This is a genomic window from Planctomycetota bacterium (assembly GCA_039182125.1).
Classification (GTDB): Bacteria; Planctomycetota; Phycisphaerae; order Tepidisphaerales; family Tepidisphaeraceae; genus JBCDCH01.
Genome location: JBCDCH010000041.1, coordinates 17,261 through 34,588 on the forward strand (window position 1 = coordinate 17,261; position 17,328 = coordinate 34,588).

Annotated in this window: 15 protein-coding genes, 2 rRNA genes and 1 pseudogene; 6 read left to right on the top strand and 12 right to left on the bottom strand. The window is 63.3% G+C overall.

Annotated elements, in window-relative coordinates; genetic code table 11:
* Positions 1–3: 3 nt before the first annotated feature.
* The 3 genes from AAGD32_11640 to AAGD32_11650 form a co-directional block, all read right to left on the bottom strand.
* On the bottom strand, positions 4–831 hold the full coding sequence (locus AAGD32_11640) for a prepilin-type N-terminal cleavage/methylation domain-containing protein (GenBank protein ID MEM8874895.1): 828 nt from the start codon (positions 829–831) through the stop codon (positions 4–6).
* A gap of 51 nt (positions 832–882) precedes the next feature.
* Positions 883–1,500, bottom strand: a complete 618-nt coding sequence (locus tag AAGD32_11645; protein MEM8874896.1) for a prepilin-type N-terminal cleavage/methylation domain-containing protein — start codon at positions 1,498–1,500, stop codon at positions 883–885.
* Between the two features lie 71 nt (positions 1,501–1,571).
* Positions 1,572–2,093, bottom strand: a complete 522-nt coding sequence (locus AAGD32_11650) for a prepilin-type N-terminal cleavage/methylation domain-containing protein (protein MEM8874897.1) — start codon at positions 2,091–2,093, stop codon at positions 1,572–1,574.
* 286 nt (positions 2,094–2,379) lie between these two features.
* Here AAGD32_11650 and aroA point away from each other — a divergent pair.
* Both aroA and AAGD32_11660 read left to right on the top strand, forming a co-directional pair.
* Positions 2,380–3,669 (top strand): annotated as a pseudogene (gene aroA / locus AAGD32_11655) (3-phosphoshikimate 1-carboxyvinyltransferase).
* Between the two features lie 48 nt (positions 3,670–3,717).
* Positions 3,718–4,452, top strand: coding sequence for a ThuA domain-containing protein (locus AAGD32_11660; GenBank protein ID MEM8874898.1), 735 nt, complete (start codon positions 3,718–3,720; stop codon positions 4,450–4,452).
* An 88-nt stretch (positions 4,453–4,540) separates the two neighbouring features.
* Here the strand turns inward: AAGD32_11660 and AAGD32_11665 are convergent, their stop codons facing one another.
* The 6 genes from AAGD32_11665 to xseB all read right to left on the bottom strand — a co-directional run bounded on the left by AAGD32_11665 (position 4,541) and on the right by xseB (position 11,885).
* On the bottom strand, positions 4,541–6,130 hold the full coding sequence (locus tag AAGD32_11665) for an NADH-quinone oxidoreductase subunit N (protein MEM8874899.1): 1,590 nt from the start codon (positions 6,128–6,130) through the stop codon (positions 4,541–4,543).
* Positions 6,127–7,791 (bottom strand): NADH-quinone oxidoreductase subunit M, encoded by a 1,665-nt coding sequence (locus AAGD32_11670; GenBank protein ID MEM8874900.1) that lies wholly within the window; start codon positions 7,789–7,791, stop codon positions 6,127–6,129. Before AAGD32_11670 ends, AAGD32_11665 begins: the two co-directional genes overlap by 4 nt.
* A 9-nt stretch (positions 7,792–7,800) precedes the next feature.
* Positions 7,801–10,017 carry an NADH-quinone oxidoreductase subunit L gene (gene nuoL / locus AAGD32_11675; protein MEM8874901.1) on the bottom strand — a complete coding sequence of 739 codons (2,217 nt, stop codon included), beginning with the start codon at positions 10,015–10,017 and terminating at the stop codon, positions 7,801–7,803.
* A 24-nt stretch (positions 10,018–10,041) separates the two neighbouring features.
* Positions 10,042–10,359 carry an NADH-quinone oxidoreductase subunit NuoK gene (nuoK, locus tag AAGD32_11680; protein MEM8874902.1) on the bottom strand — a complete coding sequence of 106 codons (318 nt, stop codon included), beginning with the start codon at positions 10,357–10,359 and terminating at the stop codon, positions 10,042–10,044.
* 108 nt (positions 10,360–10,467) lie between these two features.
* On the bottom strand, positions 10,468–11,538 hold the full coding sequence (locus tag AAGD32_11685; GenBank protein ID MEM8874903.1) for an NADH-quinone oxidoreductase subunit J: 1,071 nt from the start codon (positions 11,536–11,538) through the stop codon (positions 10,468–10,470).
* 98 nt (positions 11,539–11,636) lie between these two features.
* Positions 11,637–11,885 carry an exodeoxyribonuclease VII small subunit gene (gene xseB / locus AAGD32_11690; protein MEM8874904.1) on the bottom strand — a complete coding sequence of 83 codons (249 nt, stop codon included), beginning with the start codon at positions 11,883–11,885 and terminating at the stop codon, positions 11,637–11,639.
* A 53-nt stretch (positions 11,886–11,938) separates the two neighbouring features.
* Between xseB and egtB the strand changes: the two genes are divergently transcribed.
* The 3 genes from egtB (at position 11,939) to AAGD32_11705 (ending at position 14,903) form a co-directional block, all read left to right on the top strand.
* Positions 11,939–13,261 (top strand): ergothioneine biosynthesis protein EgtB, encoded by a 1,323-nt coding sequence (egtB, locus tag AAGD32_11695; GenBank protein ID MEM8874905.1) that lies wholly within the window; start codon positions 11,939–11,941, stop codon positions 13,259–13,261.
* Between the two features lie 84 nt (positions 13,262–13,345).
* Complete coding sequence (gene egtD, locus AAGD32_11700; protein ID MEM8874906.1) at positions 13,346–14,284, top strand: L-histidine N(alpha)-methyltransferase; 939 nt, start codon at positions 13,346–13,348, stop codon at positions 14,282–14,284.
* A gap of 40 nt (positions 14,285–14,324) precedes the next feature.
* On the top strand, positions 14,325–14,903 hold the full coding sequence (locus AAGD32_11705; protein ID MEM8874907.1) for a methyltransferase: 579 nt from the start codon (positions 14,325–14,327) through the stop codon (positions 14,901–14,903).
* On the opposite strand, the gene AAGD32_11710 is transcribed toward AAGD32_11705, so the two are convergent.
* The gene (locus AAGD32_11710; GenBank protein ID MEM8874908.1) at positions 14,857–15,504 is read right to left on the bottom strand and encodes a hypothetical protein; all 648 of its coding nucleotides are present in this window, start codon (positions 15,502–15,504) and stop codon (positions 14,857–14,859) included. The genes AAGD32_11705 and AAGD32_11710 overlap by 47 nt on opposite strands.
* A gap of 93 nt (positions 15,505–15,597) precedes the next feature.
* Here AAGD32_11710 and AAGD32_11715 point away from each other — a divergent pair, with 93 nt between their 5' ends.
* Positions 15,598–16,194, top strand: coding sequence for an FUN14 domain-containing protein (locus tag AAGD32_11715; GenBank protein MEM8874909.1), 597 nt, complete (start codon positions 15,598–15,600; stop codon positions 16,192–16,194).
* A gap of 444 nt (positions 16,195–16,638) precedes the next feature.
* Here AAGD32_11715 and rrf read toward each other — a convergent pair.
* A 5S ribosomal RNA gene (gene rrf, locus AAGD32_11720) occupies positions 16,639–16,746 on the bottom strand.
* A 170-nt stretch (positions 16,747–16,916) separates the two neighbouring features.
* Positions 16,917–17,328 (bottom strand): 23S ribosomal RNA (locus AAGD32_11725); the annotation flags it as partial.

A 17,328-nucleotide genomic window follows, 5' to 3' on the forward strand; every position in this document is an offset into this window, starting at 1 on the left:
TGGCTAGAAGCCGCCAAATCCGCCAAAGCCCCCGAACCCGCCGCCGTCATCGTCATCACCGCCGCCTCCACCACCCCCGGCGGGTAACAGATCGCTGCCCGAACCGGACCAAATGGCGTCGTGTTCGAGTTCCTTGAGCTTCTCCTCACCGATGGCCGACTCGAGGTTGACGATGCCGCGTACGCCGGTGTTGCCATCGAACCGCACCGCGTAGGCGAGCTGCGGCGTTTTCGTGTTGATGTCGGCACCCTGGTAGTCGAACCGAACCGCTTCGACATCGGCCAGCAAGGTGCGCTTTTCGAAGAACGACGCATCGCGGATCGACTGGGCTAGGTTCTCATCGTCACGCATGGACTCGCGTGTCATCGGGATCTGCGCGAACCCGCGCTCCCACCACTGCACTTCGTCCCGAGGCTTCATCGTGTAGTGGACGAGCGAGTTCGTTTCGGTGTCGAACTCGACCAGTTCCAACTCGCCGAACTGCACGTAACCGTCCTGCGTGTCGGAGAACAGCTCGTTCATCGTGTCGGAGCCCCACTGAATCGCGTAAGCGTTCTTCGACTCGCTGAGGCTGCCCATGTTCACCTGCGCGACGAACAGGGAGTCGGTGAAGACGGACTCGACCTGCTTGGATGCGACCTTGGCGGTCAGGGCGTTGGTGTTCCACTGCTTGGTCGAATCCCAGGCGCTGGTGACGGCCGACGCGAACGTCATCGCGGCAAGTCCGACGACCGACGTCACGATCATGCCGATCGAAAGCTCGACCAGCGTGAGCCCGCGGTGGCGGGCGCTGCGTTTCGCACGGGTCGGTTGATCCTGCGTTGTGTTCATGGCATTTCCTCTGATCAAACCCTCGAATTCCTCGCTCTCCGACGCAAATCGCTAGCGCGACGCGGACGGCAGGATGACCCGAGACACGACATGCTCACGCCCGGTGGGATCGGTGACGGCGACGGTGACCTTCCGCAGGCTGCCGGTGTCATCGACGGGGCCGTCGGGCGTGCGGTGGCGGGTGACGGTGACGGTGCGGGTGTAGTTGCCGGCCGCAGGGTGATCGCTGGACACGGGCGCGGCGACGGTGTCGCTGAGCCCGCTGACCGCGTCGATGGTCGGCATCTCGGCGAGGATCGCCGGCCGTTGGAACAGCCGGGCGTCGACGACGTTGGCGTCGCCGGCGGGCAGCGCGGTGCCCGTCCCGTCGTTACGCATCGTGACCGCGTTGCTCGGGGGCAACTCGTCAGGCATCTCGTCGGACGAGATCGGCTTGGCGATGATCTGGTTCGTCAGGTCCATCGCGAGGCTCGTCGCTTGCTCTTGGCGTCGGATGGCGCTCTCGGCGGTGTAGGTCGCGATGAGCGTTTCCGAGAGGGCGACCACGCTGAGCGTGAGGATGGTCGAGGCGATGAGCGCTTCGACGAGCGTGAAGCCGGCCCGGTTGCGAGCGCGGGTGCGGGTGCGGGTGCGGGTGCGGGTGCGGGGTTGTCGGGTGGCGGGTTTCATCTTTGAGATATCCAAAACCGACGGGCCGCGGTCAAGCGGCACGTCGGTCGGAGGAGGAAAACCAAGGCGGATTACGGGGCGGCGTAGCCGGCCGGGGCGGCAGCACTGCTCTCGCCCGTGACCTCGTTGAACCACTGGGCAGACCCGTCGCCGGCAGGCTTACCGACGGCGAAGAGCTTGCCGTTCTTGTCCATGATGAAGCCGAAGGTGTTATCCAAGGCCTCGTCGATACCGACCACGTCGAGCTGGTTGAACGGGTTGACCGCCGCGCTCTGCAGGTAGGGCCCGTACTGGCCGTTGGCGTCGATGTCGCCGTCCTTGTCGGTCTTGCCCGTGAGCTTGTCCCAGTTCCAGGCGGTGTTCAAACTACCATCGGCCGTCGGGTACTTGTCGTTGTGCTCGAGTCGGTAGAGCGCGACTTGCGACCGCAGGGCTTGCAGCTGGCTCGCCAACGAGGAACTCTTGGCGTCTTCGCTGGCACTGCTGAACTGCGGGATCACGATCGCGGCGAGGATGCCGAGAATGATCACGACGATGAGGATCTCGATGAGCGTGAAGCCCTGCTGACGTTTTGCTTTGATATCGCGGTACATGCTGATAGTCCTTCGGCCACGGTCGTGACCGCACTGTGACGAGCGACACCCCGTCGCTTCGGCGTTTGGCTTGTTCTCCCGTCGGTGGACCGCCGACGTACTCCTGTGTCGGGACGAAATCGTCTCGCCCCACGGTCGGCCGAACCACTCGGTCCGTTGCGTTCCGTCTAGTCCAGCATCGAAAAACCAATACCCCTGCTTGAGTGTCAAGCTGGAAAAACAGCGCAGCCCGTGCCACGGTTATCGGAACGACCGACCGGGTAAGGGTTTCCCACTATCATCGGTCATGTCAGCCGACCCTGAGCGAGACACCCTCCCGGTACTGAAAACGCCGATCGACGCCGTTGCAGACGTTCCGGGGAGCAAGTCGATCACGAACCGCGCGCTCGTCCTGGCTGCCCTCGCGCGGGGCGTATCGGACCTCGGCGATGCGCTGTTCGCCGACGACACCCGGCACATGATCGACAACCTCGTCGCACTCGGTTTCGACCTCGGCTCGGACCCCGACGCGCGCACCATCCGTGTCAACGGCGAAGGAGGACACATCCCCGCAGAGGCCGCCGAACTTTTCTGCGGCAACTCCGGCACGACCATCCGCTTCCTCACCGCCCTCTGCGCCCTCGGCCGTGGCAGCTACACCCTCGACGGCGTCGAGCGCATGCGCCAACGCCCCATCGGGCCGCTCGTGACGATGCTCGGCAACCTGGGCGCGACGGTCGAGGCGGCCGACGGCTACCCCCCGCTCACGATCAACGGCACCGGCATGCCCGGCGGTCGCAACGCCAGCTACGGGGCCGAGACGTCCAGCCAATACCTCTCCGCCGCACTGATGGCCGCGCCCTACGCCGACGAGGAAGTTCACATCCGACTCGTCGGCGAGCAGACCAGTTGGCCGTACGTAACGCTGACGATGCGACTCATGGACGAGTTCGGCGTGACGCCCGAAGTCGAGTACGACCCGAAGACGGGCAAGCCGATCCTGATCGCCGTCCCGCAGGGGCGATACAAGGGCCGGACGTTTACGGTCGAGCCGGACGCATCGGCGGCGACGTACTTTCTCGCCCTGGCCGCGCTACATGAAGGTAGCAAGATCACCGTGCCGGGCCTTGGCAGCACGAGCCTGCAGGGCGACGTCGGCTTCGCGCAGTTGCTCAAACGAGCCGGGGCCGATGTCGATGTCACGGCCGACTCGATCACCGTCACCGGCACCGACACGCTCCGCGGCATCGAGGCGGACTTCGCCGACATCCCCGACACGGCCCAGACCTTCGCCGTCGTCGCGCTGTTCGCCGAGGAGCCGTCAACCCTCACCGGCTTGCACACACTCACCGTGAAGGAAACCGACCGCATCGCCGCCCTCGAGGCCGAACTCACCAAGCTCGGTGCGAAGGTCAAGACGACCACCGATTCGTTGCACATCGTCCCCCCGCCACGCGTTCAACCGGCATCGATCGCGACCTACGACGACCACCGCATGGCCATGAGCTTCGCGCTGGCCGCGACGAAGATCGACGGGGTCGTCATCGAAGATCCCGGTTGCGTCAACAAGACCTTCCCGGGTTACTTCGACGCCATGCGGCGTACCATCGCGTCCCGATTTTCCAATCCCCCAACCGGAGCAACCATGTCCCTGCGCGTCACCGTCTGGCACGAACATCGCCATGAGAAAACCAACGAGAAAGTCCGCGAGGTCTATCCCGACGGCATGCACGAAGCCATCGCCGGATACCTCCGCACCGAGGGCGACTTCAGAGTCCGCACCGCCCTGCTCGACGACCCCGAGCACGGCCTGAACGACGACGTGCTCGAGAACACCGACGTGATGACCTGGTGGGGACACATGGCCCACGACGATGTCGATGACGCCATCGTCGACAAAGTCGTGAAGCGCGTCCACGACGGCATGGGCATCGTGTTCCTGCACTCGGGACACTTTTCCAAGCCTTTCAAGAAACTCATGGGCACCACCTGTGACCTGAAGTGGCGCGAGAGCAACGACCGTGAGATCCTCTGGGTCACCCGTCCGGGCCACCCGATACTCGACGGCGTCGCCGACAAGATCGTCATCGACAAGGAAGAAATGTACGGCGAGTTCTTCGACATCCCCGAGCCGGACGAAACGATCCTCGTCAGCACGTTCAGCGGCGGTGAATGCTTCCGCAGCGGCATCACCTACCGCCGCGGGGCCGGCAGCATCTTCTACTTCCGCCCCGGTCACGAGACCTACCCCTCGTACCACAACAAGGAAATCCTCCACGTCATCGCCAACGGCCTGCGCTGGGTCGGCGGTAAGGAAACCAAGGGTGACAAACACAAGCCCGAGTTCGGCAACCGCAAGGACGGCTGGATCGACGCTTAGTCTTGCGACCCAAACGCAGAACGAGAACGCCCGCTGGCCGGTGCTCACGCACTATCCAGCGGGCGTTCTTGTCAGGCCATCCGTGTCGTCACTCGGCGACCGCGATGGTGGCGGGAGCACGGTCGATCGTGGTGGCGCGCTGGGCTTCGGTGTCGAGTCGGTTCAGCGCCTGCGGCAGCGTACCGAAAAGGATCACCAGGAAGCACGACGTCGCAATCGCGACGGCGATCGGCAGCGGGCGACGCACTTCCTCGGCATCGCCCACTTCGTCACGCAAGTACATGACGCTGAGAATTTTCAGGTAGTAGCCGGCGGAGATGGCGGCGTTCACGACCGTGAAGATCACCAGCCAACCGAGTTCGACGTTCCACGCGGGCAGCAGCAGGCCGAGCTTGCCCCAGAAACCGATCGTCAACGGCAACCCGATCAGCGAGAACATCGACACCGCCATCGCGAGCCCGAGCAGCGGGTGCTTCTTGCCCATACCGGCCAAGTCGTCGAACGTCTCCGCGCTGGTCGCAGGCTGAGTCGTTTCTCCCGGCAACGGTTTGTGCGGCAACAACAACATGACGCCGAACGAGCCGACGTTCATCAGCCCGTACGCGACGAGGTAGAACAGCACCGCCGCCAGCGCCTGGCCCTGCACATCGGCATTCATCGGACTGCCGGTCAGTGCCGCGAGACCGACAAGCAAGTAACCCGAGTGCGCGATCGACGAGTAAGCGAGCACGCGCTTGACGTTGGCCCCTGTGAACTGCACCAGGCCGAGCACGTTGCCGACGGTCATCGTGATCGCAGCGAGGATCGCCAGGAGCAGTGAAATCTGCGGCCAGATGTCAAAGCCGTTGCCGCCGATCGTGAAGAAGATTTTGACCATGGCGATGACGCCGACGGTCTTGGGAACGAAGCTCAGCAGCGCGGTCACCGGCGTGCCGGCACCTTCGTAGACATCGGCCGCGTAAAAGTGCAGCGGCGCGGCAGCCATCTTGAACGCCAAACCACCGACGAGCATCACCGCCGCGAACAGGCCCCACGGCCCCAGCGGGATCGGGCCGGACACGCCATCGCTGAACCGCTGGCCGATCTCGTACATGTCGGTCGTGCCGGTGATCCCGTAAAGGAACGAAAAGCCCATCAGCATGACGGCCGCGCTCATCGCGCCGAGGAAGAAGTACTTGACGCCTGCTTCCTGAGCCTGGGCCGTCGGGCGGGACATGCTCACGAGGATGTATGTCGGGATGCTCGCGAGCTCGATGCCCATGAACAACAGGATCAAATCGTTGGCCCCCGCGACGAGTGTCGCCCCGGCCAACGCCAGCAGCACCAGGGCGAAAAACTCACCCGCGTCACGGCCCCAATCGACCGCGCTACCGCCCGTGCCATCCTTGCGGTTGGGCCAAGCGAGTAGCACAAGCAACGCCCCGATCGCGAGCACGATCACACGGACGAAGTACGCGAACGCACCGATCCGGATCGCGCCGTCGACGCTGAAAGCGGTATCCGCGGCCTCGTCGGGCCATTGGAGCGCCGCGACCACCAGCGCGATGAGCACCGTCGCCGTCGCGATCACCGGCGCGGCCAGCCGTGACCCGGCCGACTTGGCAAAGCCGAGCACGAACAGCACCAAGGCACCGGCGACCAGAATCGTTTCAACGGCAAGAAGTTCGAACAGATTCATCGCAGTCCCTCCGCATGAAACCCGGAGGCAAGGGGAAGTGCGTGCACCTCGTCAACCCGCACGACTTTCGTCGTCGAGGTTTCGGGAACCGCCGGTTCCGGTGAGGGGCTGTCAAGCCGGCCGGGTTCCGGCAGACTTGGCTCGCCGCCGGGCAACTCGATCGGATTGATCGCGAGCAACGCCTCGTCGCGGATGCTGTCGAGCAGCGGCTTGGGCAACACGCCGAAGACGATCACGATGACCGCCAATGGGGCGAGGATGGCAAACTCCCGGAGATTCAGGTCTTCGGGCAACTCTTCGTCGCGGTGCGGTCGCTTGAGCGGGCCGAAGATGATTTTCGCGGTCATGTGCAACATGTACACCGCACCGAGGATCACGCCGATCGCGGCGATGATGCCAAACCAGATGCCGAGCTGGTCGCTGACGAACGCGCCGAGGATCGAGAGGAACTCCGAGATAAACCCGTTGGTTCCCGGCAACCCGATCGACGCCATGACGAAGAGCACGAAGAAAAACGCGAGCTTCGGCATGACCGCCCCGAGGCCGGAGAGCGCGTCGATGTCGCGGGTGTGGTAACGGTCGTAGATCATGCCGATCACGAGGAACATCGCGCCGGTGCTGATGCCGTGGTTGAGCATGTAGAACACGCTGCCCTGAATGCCGATCGCGTTGAACGCCAGCAAACCGAGCACGCAGAAACCGAGGTGGCTCACCGACGAGTAGGCGACGAGCTTCTTGATGTCCTGCTGCACCCATGCGACGAGCGCGCCGTAGATGATGCCGATCAGGCAGAGCACGCCGAGAAACTGGATCAACCCGGTCGCAAAAGCCGGCACCCCGTCGGCGGAAACCAGCCCGGCAGGCACGGCGAGCCGAAGCATCCCGTAGGTGCCGAGCTTGAGCAGCACGCCCGCGAGCAAGACCGAACCCGCCGTCGGCGCTTCGGTGTGGGCCAGCGGCAGCCATGTGTGAACCGGGAACAGCGGAATCTTCACCGCAAAGCCCGCGAGCAAGCCGAGCATCACCCAGAACTGTGCGTCGGGCGAAAGCTGCTGGGCGGTGTAGATGACCTGTGTCATCTCGAACGTACGGGCCTCGGCGGCAAGGAACAGGATCGCCGCGAGCGTGAAGACCGAGCCGACGAACGTGAACAGGAAAAACTTCACCGCCGCCTCGCGCCGGTTTGCCCCGCCCCAGACGCCGATGAGGAAGAACATCGGGATCAGCGTGAGTTCGAAGAAGATGTAGAACAGCAGCACGTCACGAGCGACGAACACGCCCATCATCGCCGCCAATAGCAGAAGCATCCACGCGTAGTAGCTGGACTCCTTGGTCTTGATCGGCGCGTAGCTCGCGAGCACCGCCAGCGGCATGAGTAACGCCGTCAACAGCACCAGCCACATCGCGATCGAGTCGACGCCGAGGGTGATGCCAAAGTTGAACCGGTCGAGGTTGAAGAACTGCGACTCGAACTGGAGGGAGTCGAACACGGTCGGCGCGGCCGCCTGCCAATCGAAGTTCACGCCCAACAACGCCGCCACAAGGGCCACGGTTAGCGAGGTTCCTAACGCCCAGTATCGGCTCAGCCCTCCGGGCATCAGCGCACCCGCCGCCGCGCCCACGAGCGGAATCAGAATCAGTAACAGCAGCATCGTGTCCATGTGATTGCTTTAGAAAACGAACACGGCGAGAAGAATGACGGCCACACCGACGAGCATGGCGTAGGCGTAACGCTGCAGATAACCCTGCTGCGTCGTGACCTTCATGAGGTACGCCGGTATCTGCGGCAAGAACGCGATGAGCCAGACCAAGCCACCGACGACGTACTTGTCCACGCCACCCAGCACTTTGCCCAACACCCGCAACGGCTCGACGATGACGCCCTGGTAAACCTGATCGACCCAGTACTTGCCGTCGAGGACCACCGTGAAGCCGCGGAGCTTGCCGGCAAGATTGTCGGCAGCACCACGCTCGTTGAGGTGCAGGAACCACGCGAGCCCGATGCCGGCAACGGAGATCGCACCGGCGATGAGGAACGGCAACAGCTTGAACTTGTACTCCCCGTGCTGACCGAAGCCGTGCGGGTCGACCCCGGGGAATGCCACCGCCGCTTTCTCGTAACCGGCCAGGAACGACGGGCTGTGACCGAGGAAGTTGCCCAACGTGTGGACGCCCGGCAGATTCACGAAGCCGGCAAACAAAGCACCGACCGCGAGGAGCACCAGCGGTGCGATCATGATCCACGGCTCATGGTTGTGATGAGCGTGATCATCGTGCCCGTGCCCATGATCGTCGTGGCCGTGGTCGTCGCCGTGGTGATCCGGGTGCGGTTCGCTCGACACCTGTTCCGGCCCTTCGAAGACGCGGAAGTACAGGCGAAACGTGTAGTACGCGGTCATAAACGCCGTCAGCGAGAGCACGAGCCAGAGAACGGTCTTGGGCCACCCGTCCCCGGCGTAGCTCGCATAGTGAATGATCTCGTCCTTGGAGAAGTACCCCGCCGTCAGCGGAAAGCCGGCCAGAGCGAGACAACCAATCAGGATGAGAATGCGGGTCTTGGGCAGTTGGTGCTTGAGGCCCGACATCTTCCGCATGTCGAGGTGGCCGAGCATCGCGTGCATGACCACGCCGGAGCCAAGGAACAACAGCGCCTTGAAGAAAGCGTGGGTCGCCAAGTGGAACACGCCGGCCACCGGGGCCAGCACGCCGACGCCGACGAACATGTAACCAAGCTGCGAGACGGTCGAATACGCGAAGACCTTCTTCAGATCGAACTGCCGAAGCGCGATCGTTGCGGCGAAGAGGCAGGTGAATGCCCCGACGGCGGTGATGGTGTATAGGGCGGCCGGGCTTCCGCTGAAGACGGGGCCGAGGCGGGCGATCATGTAGATGCCGGCCGTGACCATCGTCGCCGCGTGGATCAGGGCCGACACCGGCGTCGGGCCTTCCATCGCGTCGGGCAGCCAGACGTACAGCGGGAACTGGGCCGACTTGCCGAACGCACCGACCATCAGGCAGAACGGGATCAGGTCGACCAGCCAGAGCTTGTCGGCCGCGACGTGGGCCGCGGGGTTGACGAACATGTCGATGAAACCGGCGGTCAACAGCGAGCCGTCCTCGGCGTACGTCGGGAAGTACTGCACCGTCCCGAAGCAGTAGAAGATCAGCATGATGCCGATCGCGAACCCGAAGTCGCCGACGCGGTTGACGAGGAACGCCTTCTTCGCCGCCTCGCGTGCCGCCGGCTTGTCGAAGTAGTAACCGATCAGCAGGTACGAACAGAGCCCCACGCCCTCCCAGCCGAGGTAGAGCAGGATGAGGTTGTTGCCCATGACCAGCAGGGTCATCGAGCAGATGAACAGGCCGAGGTACGCGAAGAATCGGTAGTAGCCGGCCTCGCCCTTCATGTAACCAGCGGCGAAGACCGTGATCAGGAAGCCGATCCCGCAGACGACGCTGAGCATGATCGCCGAGAGCGGGTCGAAGAGCGCCCCGGCGGAGATTTCGAAGAAGCCGACCTCACCCGTCCCGGCGACCGAACCGCCCTTGTCGGCCTCGTCGCCAGCGGTGAACCATGTGTACCAGATCTCCTGGAACGCGACGGGGTTGGCCTTCTCGACCTTCGTCTCTTTGCCGGCTTCGGCGGCGACGTACTCGGCCGGCAGGCCTGCGGCGGCGTGGCCGTCGCCCTGCATCCCGGCCTCGCCGGTCGCGCCGATCATGGCGAAGAGGATCAGCAGCGAGGTCACCGCCGACCCACCCACGCTGAGCCAGATCGGCCAGTGCGACTGGCCCTTGAGCAGTTTCTTACCGAAGAAGCCGGCCACGATCGCACCGAGCAACGGCAATATCGGGATCAGCCAAGAGATGTTCGCGAGTGATTCCATGAGAGCTTGCGAAGGAGAGTGGACTTACCCGCGAAGTTCCCGCCACGCCTCGGCGTCGACGGTCGGTTTCTGCTTGAACAACAACACCACGATGCCCAGCGCCAACGACGCCTCGGCCGCGGCGATCACGAGAATGAAGATCACGAACGCCTGCCCCGCGAGATTGCCGTGATATGCGGCGAACGCGATCAGGTTGATGGCCACGCCCTGGAACATCAGCTCGGTGCAGAGGAACATCGTGATAAGGTTCCGCCGACACATAAAGCCGATCATCCCCAATGCGAACATGATCCCGCCCACGGCGAGATAGTGCATGAGACCGAGTTGGGTGAAAGTGTCCATGGGAGAAGGCGCTAGGGGTTAGGCGCTAGGCGCTAGGTCTCATTCGGAAGTCGGCGTTGCTCGTTACTACGGCCCTAGCGCCTAACTCCTAGCGCCTAGCCCCTAAGTTCACGTCTGCGGGTACGCCTTCTGGCGCGGATTGCTGGTGCCACGGATCGGCAGGGAGTTCGGATTGTCCTCGATCGGCGTGTGCGGCGTGCTGACCACGTCGCGGGTGAGCCCATCGCCGGGCGTGTAGCGGTCGTGCTCGGGGAGGATGACCTTTTTCCGCGCGATCACGATCGCACCGATCATCGCCACGGTCAGGATCAGCCCCGCGACCTGTAGGGCGACGACCTGGTTACTGAACAAATACACGCCCAGTTCCTGCGTCTGGCCACGCACGATCGGGGCGGCCTGCACATCGACCGAGCCGACCGCCGCGAGCGACTCGCCGCCGTCAACGACCGGGGCATAAGGATTCAAAGCCAACGGCCCGTTCCGTTCGACGGTCTGCGGGGCCTTGGCGAATACGAGAAAAAGAATCAGGCCGGCAATCGTGAACCCCGTCGCCGAGGCGATCAGCGGCATGCGGGCGTTGGCGTCGTGGTCGGCGAGAAACTCTCGCACGGCCCCTTCGCGGTCCGTCCCGCGATCCACGCCGGCGTCGGCCGCGAGCATGATCACGAACGTGTAAGTCACGAGGATCGCCCCTGCATAAATCGTGACCAACGCGGCCGCCAGAAACTCTGCAGTCAGCAGGATGAACAGCCCCGCCGACGCGAAGATCGTCATCACGAACCAAAGAGCGGAGTAGACCGGCTTCGGGTGCGTGATCACACGCACCGACGAGGCGAGTGCCAGGATCGCGAAGATCCAGAAGTACGGCCCCATGCCGAAGAAACCCCACACGCCGGTGCCTTCGAGCGATGCCGTGTAGTTCAACACGTTTCCGAGCAGCACCACGAACGCGACAAGCACCGACAGCCCGGCGACCTTGGTGCGGATACTCCCTTTCGGGGCACGCTTGGGCAGCAGGAATGCGGTGAACAAGCCCGCGACCGCACAACAAATCAGAATCACCGACGGTGCGACGACCGGGGCGTACAGAGCAGTTCCGTCACGCCAGACTGCGGTCGACGGGGCGGAAGCTAGGGCAAGGCAAAAGTCGTCCATCGCGTAGGCGGCGATACTAGCCACCGCCCCAGACATCGCAACTTCGCTCGTGACGAACTTCACAATCTCCACGACCCCCGTGCCCGGGCGATCAACCAATCCGCCTTCCGGCGGTGTGCCGGTTACTCCACATCCCCCGCGACGAGCTTGCCGTCGGGGCCTTTGGTCAGCGTCTCGATCCGCTTCTCCGCCTTGTCCAACACCGACTGGCAGTGGGCGAGCAGCCGATTGCCACGCTCGAATTTGGCCAACGACTCTTCGAGCGTCACGTCGCCCTGCTCGATCGCGTTGAGAATTTCCTCCGCTTCGGCGAGCGCGTCTTCGAAGTTCGCGGGCAGGTCGGCATCCGTGGCTGTGGTGTCCTTGGCCATCGCTTTGAGTCTAAGCGCTGCACACACGGTCGGTGTACGGTAACATCCTCAACATGACCCTGATGACCGAGACCCCCACTGACGCCCGCCCGGTCGACGGCGGCACCCCGCCCGATACCGACTTCAAAACCCGATACACCACCGTTCGCAAAGCGACCACCGACTTCTGCGAACCCCTCTGCCCGGAGGATTTCGTCGTTCAGACGATGCAGGACGTCTCGCCCACCAAGTGGCACCTGGCCCACACCAGCTGGTTCTTCGAGACCTTCCTCCTCTCGCCCCACCTCCCCGGCTATCGCGAGAAACATCCGCTCTACAACTATCTGTTCAACAGCTACTACGTCTCGGTCGGCGATCGACACTGTCGCATCGCGCGCGGGAACATCTCCCGCCCCACCGTGGACGAGGTCTTCGAGTACCGCCGGTACGTCGACGAGCACATGCATCGACTCATCGACGCGGGACTCACCGACGAGACGGCCGCACTCGTCGAACTCGGGCTACACCATGAGCAACAGCACCAGGAGCTGATGGTCACCGACCTCAAGCACGTGCTCAGTGCGAACCCGCTCTACCCGGTCTACCGCGAGCTCGCCGACCCACCGCTCGGCAAGCCCGCACCGTTCTCGTTCGTGCCGTTCGAGGAAGGCGTGTACCCGATCGGGCATCACGCCGAGGAAGACTGTCGGTTCTGCTACGACAACGAAACGCCTCGGCATCGGGTGTTTCTCGAGCCGTTCGCGCTGGCCGACCGGCCGTTGCTCAACGCCGACGTGATCGCCTTCATCGAGGACGGCGGCTACGACACCGCGAACCTCTGGCTCTCGGCCGCTTGGGCGCAGATCAACGCCGACCCCAAGGACTGGAAGCAGCCGCTCTACTGGGACAAGGTCGACGGCGTTTGGCACCACTTCACGCTCCACGGCTTCGTCCCGGTCGACCCCGCCGAGATCGCCTGCCACCTCTCCTACTACGAAGCTGACGCGATCGCGCGTTGGATGGACTACCGCCTGCCGACCGAGTTCGAGTGGGAAGTCGCCTGCAACCAGGCCGGTGAGATGGACGGCGTCTTCGCCGATGACAAGCGTTTCCACCCCGGACGCGCACCCGATCTCAAATCTCCAATCTCAAACCTCAAATCCGCCCTCGGCGGCGTGTGGGAATGGACCCAATCGCAGTACACCGCCTACCCCGGCTATCGCAGCCTGCCCGGCGCGATCGGTGAGTACAACGGCAAGTTCATGGCCAACCAGTTCGTGCTCCGCGGCGGCTCCTGTGCGACGCCCCGCAGCCACATACGACCGACCTACCGCAACTTCTTCCCCGCCGACGCCCGTTGGCAGTTCAGCGGAGCACGTCTGGCCAAGAGTCTCTGACATTTCACGCAATCACAACCAATCCGACCGAGGCAGCCGCTAAGGTCCTTCCGACGAACGCAGTACCCCGTCGCCCATTACACGATGCCCACAACCGCCCCGAAGACCCTCCTCGACGAAGTATGTGATTCTCTTTGCTCGGATCGGCCGCACCTGCCGTGCAAGCTGCTCTACGACGACGCCGGCAGTGAACTGTTCGAGCGCATCTGCGACCAGCCCGAGTACTACCAGACGCGAACCGAGCAAAAGATCCTCCGCGACAACGCGCGGTCAATCGCCGACGAGGTCGGCCCGGACGCGGTGCTCGTCGAGTACGGAGCCGGCAGCGGCGTGAAGACCGAAACGGTTCTCGGGGCGATGCGGGACTGCGCGGGGTATGTGCCGCTGGACATCAGCACATGGATGCTCGACACCTGCGCGGGGCATTTGCGGCCGAAGTTCCCCGAGCTGCGGATCGAGCCGGTGCGGGCGGACTACACGCAGCCGGTCACGCTGCCTGACACCGTCGATGACGCGGACAACGTCGTCGCGTTCTTTCCCGGCGGCACCATTGGCAACTTCACCCCGCCCAAGGCCACGCGCTTCCTGGCCAACATCGCCAGCACCGTCGGCGGCGGTGGTGGCCTGCTCATCGGCTTTGACCTGCGCAAGGATCCGCTGACCCTCCACGCCGCCTACAACGATGCGGCCGGCGTCACCGCGGAGTTCAACCTCAACCTCCTACGTCGCCTCAACCGCGAACTCGACGCCGACTTCGACCCCGAGCTCTGGCGGCACTATGCCCCCTACAACCCCGGCAAGGGCCGCATCGAAATGCATCTGGTCTCGCTCGCACACCAGACCGTCACCATCGGCAACCGCCCGTTCCACTTCCGTCGAGGCGAATCCATCCACACCGAGAACAGCTACAAGTACACCCGCCCCGGCTTCGCCGAAGTCGCCGACGACGCCGGTTGGGACGTCCAACACACCTGGGTGGACCAGAACGAACTCTTTTGCGTCGAGTACCTCACCGCACGGTGATTTTGACACGCAGCGGCGTGGTCTCTTTAGTGATCGTGCCGTGGATATCGACGCCCTCCGCCAAGACCTCACGATCGACACGAACCTCCACGGTCACGACCTGACCTTCCGCTCCCACTACGGTCTCTTCTCCCCGAAGAAGATCGACGACGGCACACGGATCATGCTCGACCACTTCGATGTCGAGCCGGCACACGACAACTTCGACCTGGGCTGCGGATACGGGCCGATCGGACTGACCCTCGCCGCGGATGCCCCGGACGGCAAGACGGTCATGGTCGATCGCGACTTCCTCGCCGTCGACTACGCCAATCGCAACGCGCAGCTCAACGGCATCGCCAACGTTACCGCCCAACTCGGCAACGGCTTCGACGGCCTGCCCAACGACCAGCGCTTCGACAACGTCGTCTCCAACCTCCCCGCCAAGACCGGCGGCGAGTTGCTCACCGTCCTGCTCCACGACGCCCACGCCCGCCTCCGCCCCGGCGGTCGGCTCTGCGTCGTCACCGTGACCGGCCTGCGGCGGTTCATCCAACGCCACATGACCGCACGCTTCGGCAACTACGACAAGCTCAAGCAGGGAAAAACCCACACCGTCGCATTAGCCGTGAAAGAATGAGCGTTGGCGCGCCGCTTGCACCACCTATGGCATGGGCAAAGACGCCAGCGATTACGAAGACAAGTACACCAAGCCCAAGCTCCGCGCGAAGCTGAAGAAGGAAATCAAGGCCTCCGACAAGGGCGGCGAGCGGGGCGAATGGTCCGCACGCAAGTCCCAGCTGCTCGTCCAAGAGTACTAAAAACAAGGCGGCGGGTACAAGGACGACGACGAGCTGACCGAGGACCAGGAGTCGCTCAAGAAGTGGACCGACGAGAACTGGCAAACCATCGACGGCGAAGCCGACGCCGACCTGCCCGACGGCGGCAAGAAGCGCTACCTGCCCGAGAAAGCGTGGGACCTGCTCAGCGAGGAAGAAAAGGAAAAGACCGAGCGGAAGAAGGAAAACGAAGGGGCCGAGGGGGCGAAGCAGTTCGTCGAAAACACCGTCGCGGCGAAGGCTGCACGGAAGTTCGTCAGCCACGGCGATGCATCGGACCTCTCGGCCGACCAGCTCGAACGCCTGACCAAGGACGAGCTCTACGACATCGCCAAGGACGAAGACATCGACGGCCGCAGCAAGATGGACAAATCCGAACTCGCCGAGGCGATCGAGGAGCACACTCGAATCGACTCGTCGCCGGTCTAAACAAAGCCGGATTCTCTAAGCGCCATCCGCTGGCCCTGCGCCGCCGGGCGGCGTTAGACTATGGGCATGGCCGACGAGAAGGACGACAAACACGAATCGAAACGGGCCGGCTGGTATCGTATGGTGACCGGCAAGAAGATCGGCCTGATCTTCCTCGGCATCGTGGTCGCGGTGGCCGGCTTCGGGCTCATGGCCGCCGACGGCAATATCACCGAGTCGCCCAACAACGTCACCACCACCGACGCCCAACAGCACGCCCAAGCCGCCCTGCCCGAAAACGCACGGGGCCTCATCAGCGGTGAGCAGATCGACGAGGCCAAAACACAAATCGCCGACGCCGGCCGATCATTCCTCGACCGGATCGGCCCGTGGCTCATCGGGGCGGGCATCAGCTTCGCGGTCGGCGTGGTCGTGGGGATCATGTTCCGCACATTCATCAAGACCGCGGCAGCCCTGACGGCATTCGCAGTGATCGCGCTCATCGCCCTGACCTACTTCGGCGTGCTTAGCGGCGACGACGTCGCGGGCCTCAAGGACCACCTCGGCAACACCGTCGAAGCGGCTAAGGACGAGGTCGGTGCCGCCAAGAGCTGGGCACTTCGCGCCTTGCCCAACGCGATCGTCGGCTTCATCGGCTTCATCTTCGGCTTCCTACGAAAGTAATGTAAAGCCCACAGTTTTCGGCTGACGAGACAGCTCCAGACCACATTCAGCACACCCACCTAAGTATCCTGGCGCGACTCATACCGATCCCGAGGGAAGCGTACGCTTCACCAGAGTCATCCTGAGCGTAGTCGAAGGATGATCACTTCGGTTTCATAACGCAATCGGTCGCCGACACGAAGAGATCTTTCGGTCGCGATCAGAGCGCTGCCAAGACGCATTCACTCAAGCAGCTCGGCGGCTATCGCCGCAGCCGGAACCGGCGTCATCTCGATCCGCGCCGTCGCGACGCAGTCGCCTGGCTACCAAGAGATTCTTCTAAGACAGTTCAGGGTGACCCGGGTGGAGATCAAGCTCTTGTCCGGATCGGTCTGACCTATCTCGCAGAAGCGGCGGGCAAAAGAGACAGCCCCGAGAAGCGTTAGCTTCTCGGGGCTGATCAAAAGCCGGCAGTAACCTACTTTCCCGCTGAGGCAGTATCATCGGCTGAGTGGGCTTAACGACCGTGTTCGGGATGGGAACGGGTGTGGCCCCACTCATATGGCCACCGGCAAAGCCGATCCGACGAATCAACGTCGGACCGGCTGAAATTCGTGAAGAGGTATGTTCCCCGGCGTGAGCCGTACATGGATTGCGAGCGAGAATGCTGATTGTGAGTATCGCGTCGGTGGTTGTCATCCGGGTTGGGGTGGATGACGGTTAGCCGACGGCAGTCGATAAATGCAATCAAGCGATCGACCGTTAGTACCCGTGAGCTAAATGCATTTCGGCACTTACACTTCGGGCCTATTAACCCGGTGGTCTACCGGGGGTCTCTCGTCGTAAAGACGTGGAACCATGATCTTGACGTGGGCTTCACATTTAGATGCTTTCAACGTTTATCCTTTCCGGACTTAGCTATCCAGCCGTGCCGCTAGCGCGACAACTGGTACACCAGGGGTCCGTCCTTCTCAATCCTCTCGTACTAAAGAAGGATCGCCGTCAAGGTTCCTGCGCCCACAGCAGATAGGGACCGACCTGGCTCACGCCGGTCTGAACCCAGCTCGCGTGCCACTTTAATGGGCGAACAGCCCAACCCTTGGGACCGCCTTCAGCCCCAGGATGTGACGAGCCGACATCGAGGTGCCAAACCGC

Coding starts and splice junctions, on each gene's coding strand:
- xseB (MEM8874904.1), bottom strand. CDS start 11,885: ATGGCCAAGGACACCACAGCCACGGATGCCGACCTGCCCGCGAACTTC.
- AAGD32_11660 (MEM8874898.1), top strand. CDS start 3,718: ATGTCCCTGCGCGTCACCGTCTGGCACGAACATCGCCATGAGAAAACC.
- nuoL (MEM8874901.1), bottom strand. CDS start 10,017: ATGGAATCACTCGCGAACATCTCTTGGCTGATCCCGATATTGCCGTTG.
- AAGD32_11665 (MEM8874899.1), bottom strand. CDS start 6,130: ATGAATCTGTTCGAACTTCTTGCCGTTGAAACGATTCTGGTCGCCGGT.
- AAGD32_11640 (MEM8874895.1), bottom strand. CDS start 831: ATGAACACAACGCAGGATCAACCGACCCGTGCGAAACGCAGCGCCCGC.
- egtD (MEM8874906.1), top strand. CDS start 13,346: ATGCCCACAACCGCCCCGAAGACCCTCCTCGACGAAGTATGTGATTCT.
- nuoK (MEM8874902.1), bottom strand. CDS start 10,359: ATGGACACTTTCACCCAACTCGGTCTCATGCACTATCTCGCCGTGGGC.
- AAGD32_11650 (MEM8874897.1), bottom strand. CDS start 2,093: ATGTACCGCGATATCAAAGCAAAACGTCAGCAGGGCTTCACGCTCATC.
- AAGD32_11645 (MEM8874896.1), bottom strand. CDS start 1,500: ATGAAACCCGCCACCCGACAACCCCGCACCCGCACCCGCACCCGCACC.
- AAGD32_11670 (MEM8874900.1), bottom strand. CDS start 7,791: ATGGACACGATGCTGCTGTTACTGATTCTGATTCCGCTCGTGGGCGCG.
- AAGD32_11715 (MEM8874909.1), top strand. CDS start 15,598: ATGGCCGACGAGAAGGACGACAAACACGAATCGAAACGGGCCGGCTGG.
- egtB (MEM8874905.1), top strand. CDS start 11,939: ATGACCCTGATGACCGAGACCCCCACTGACGCCCGCCCGGTCGACGGC.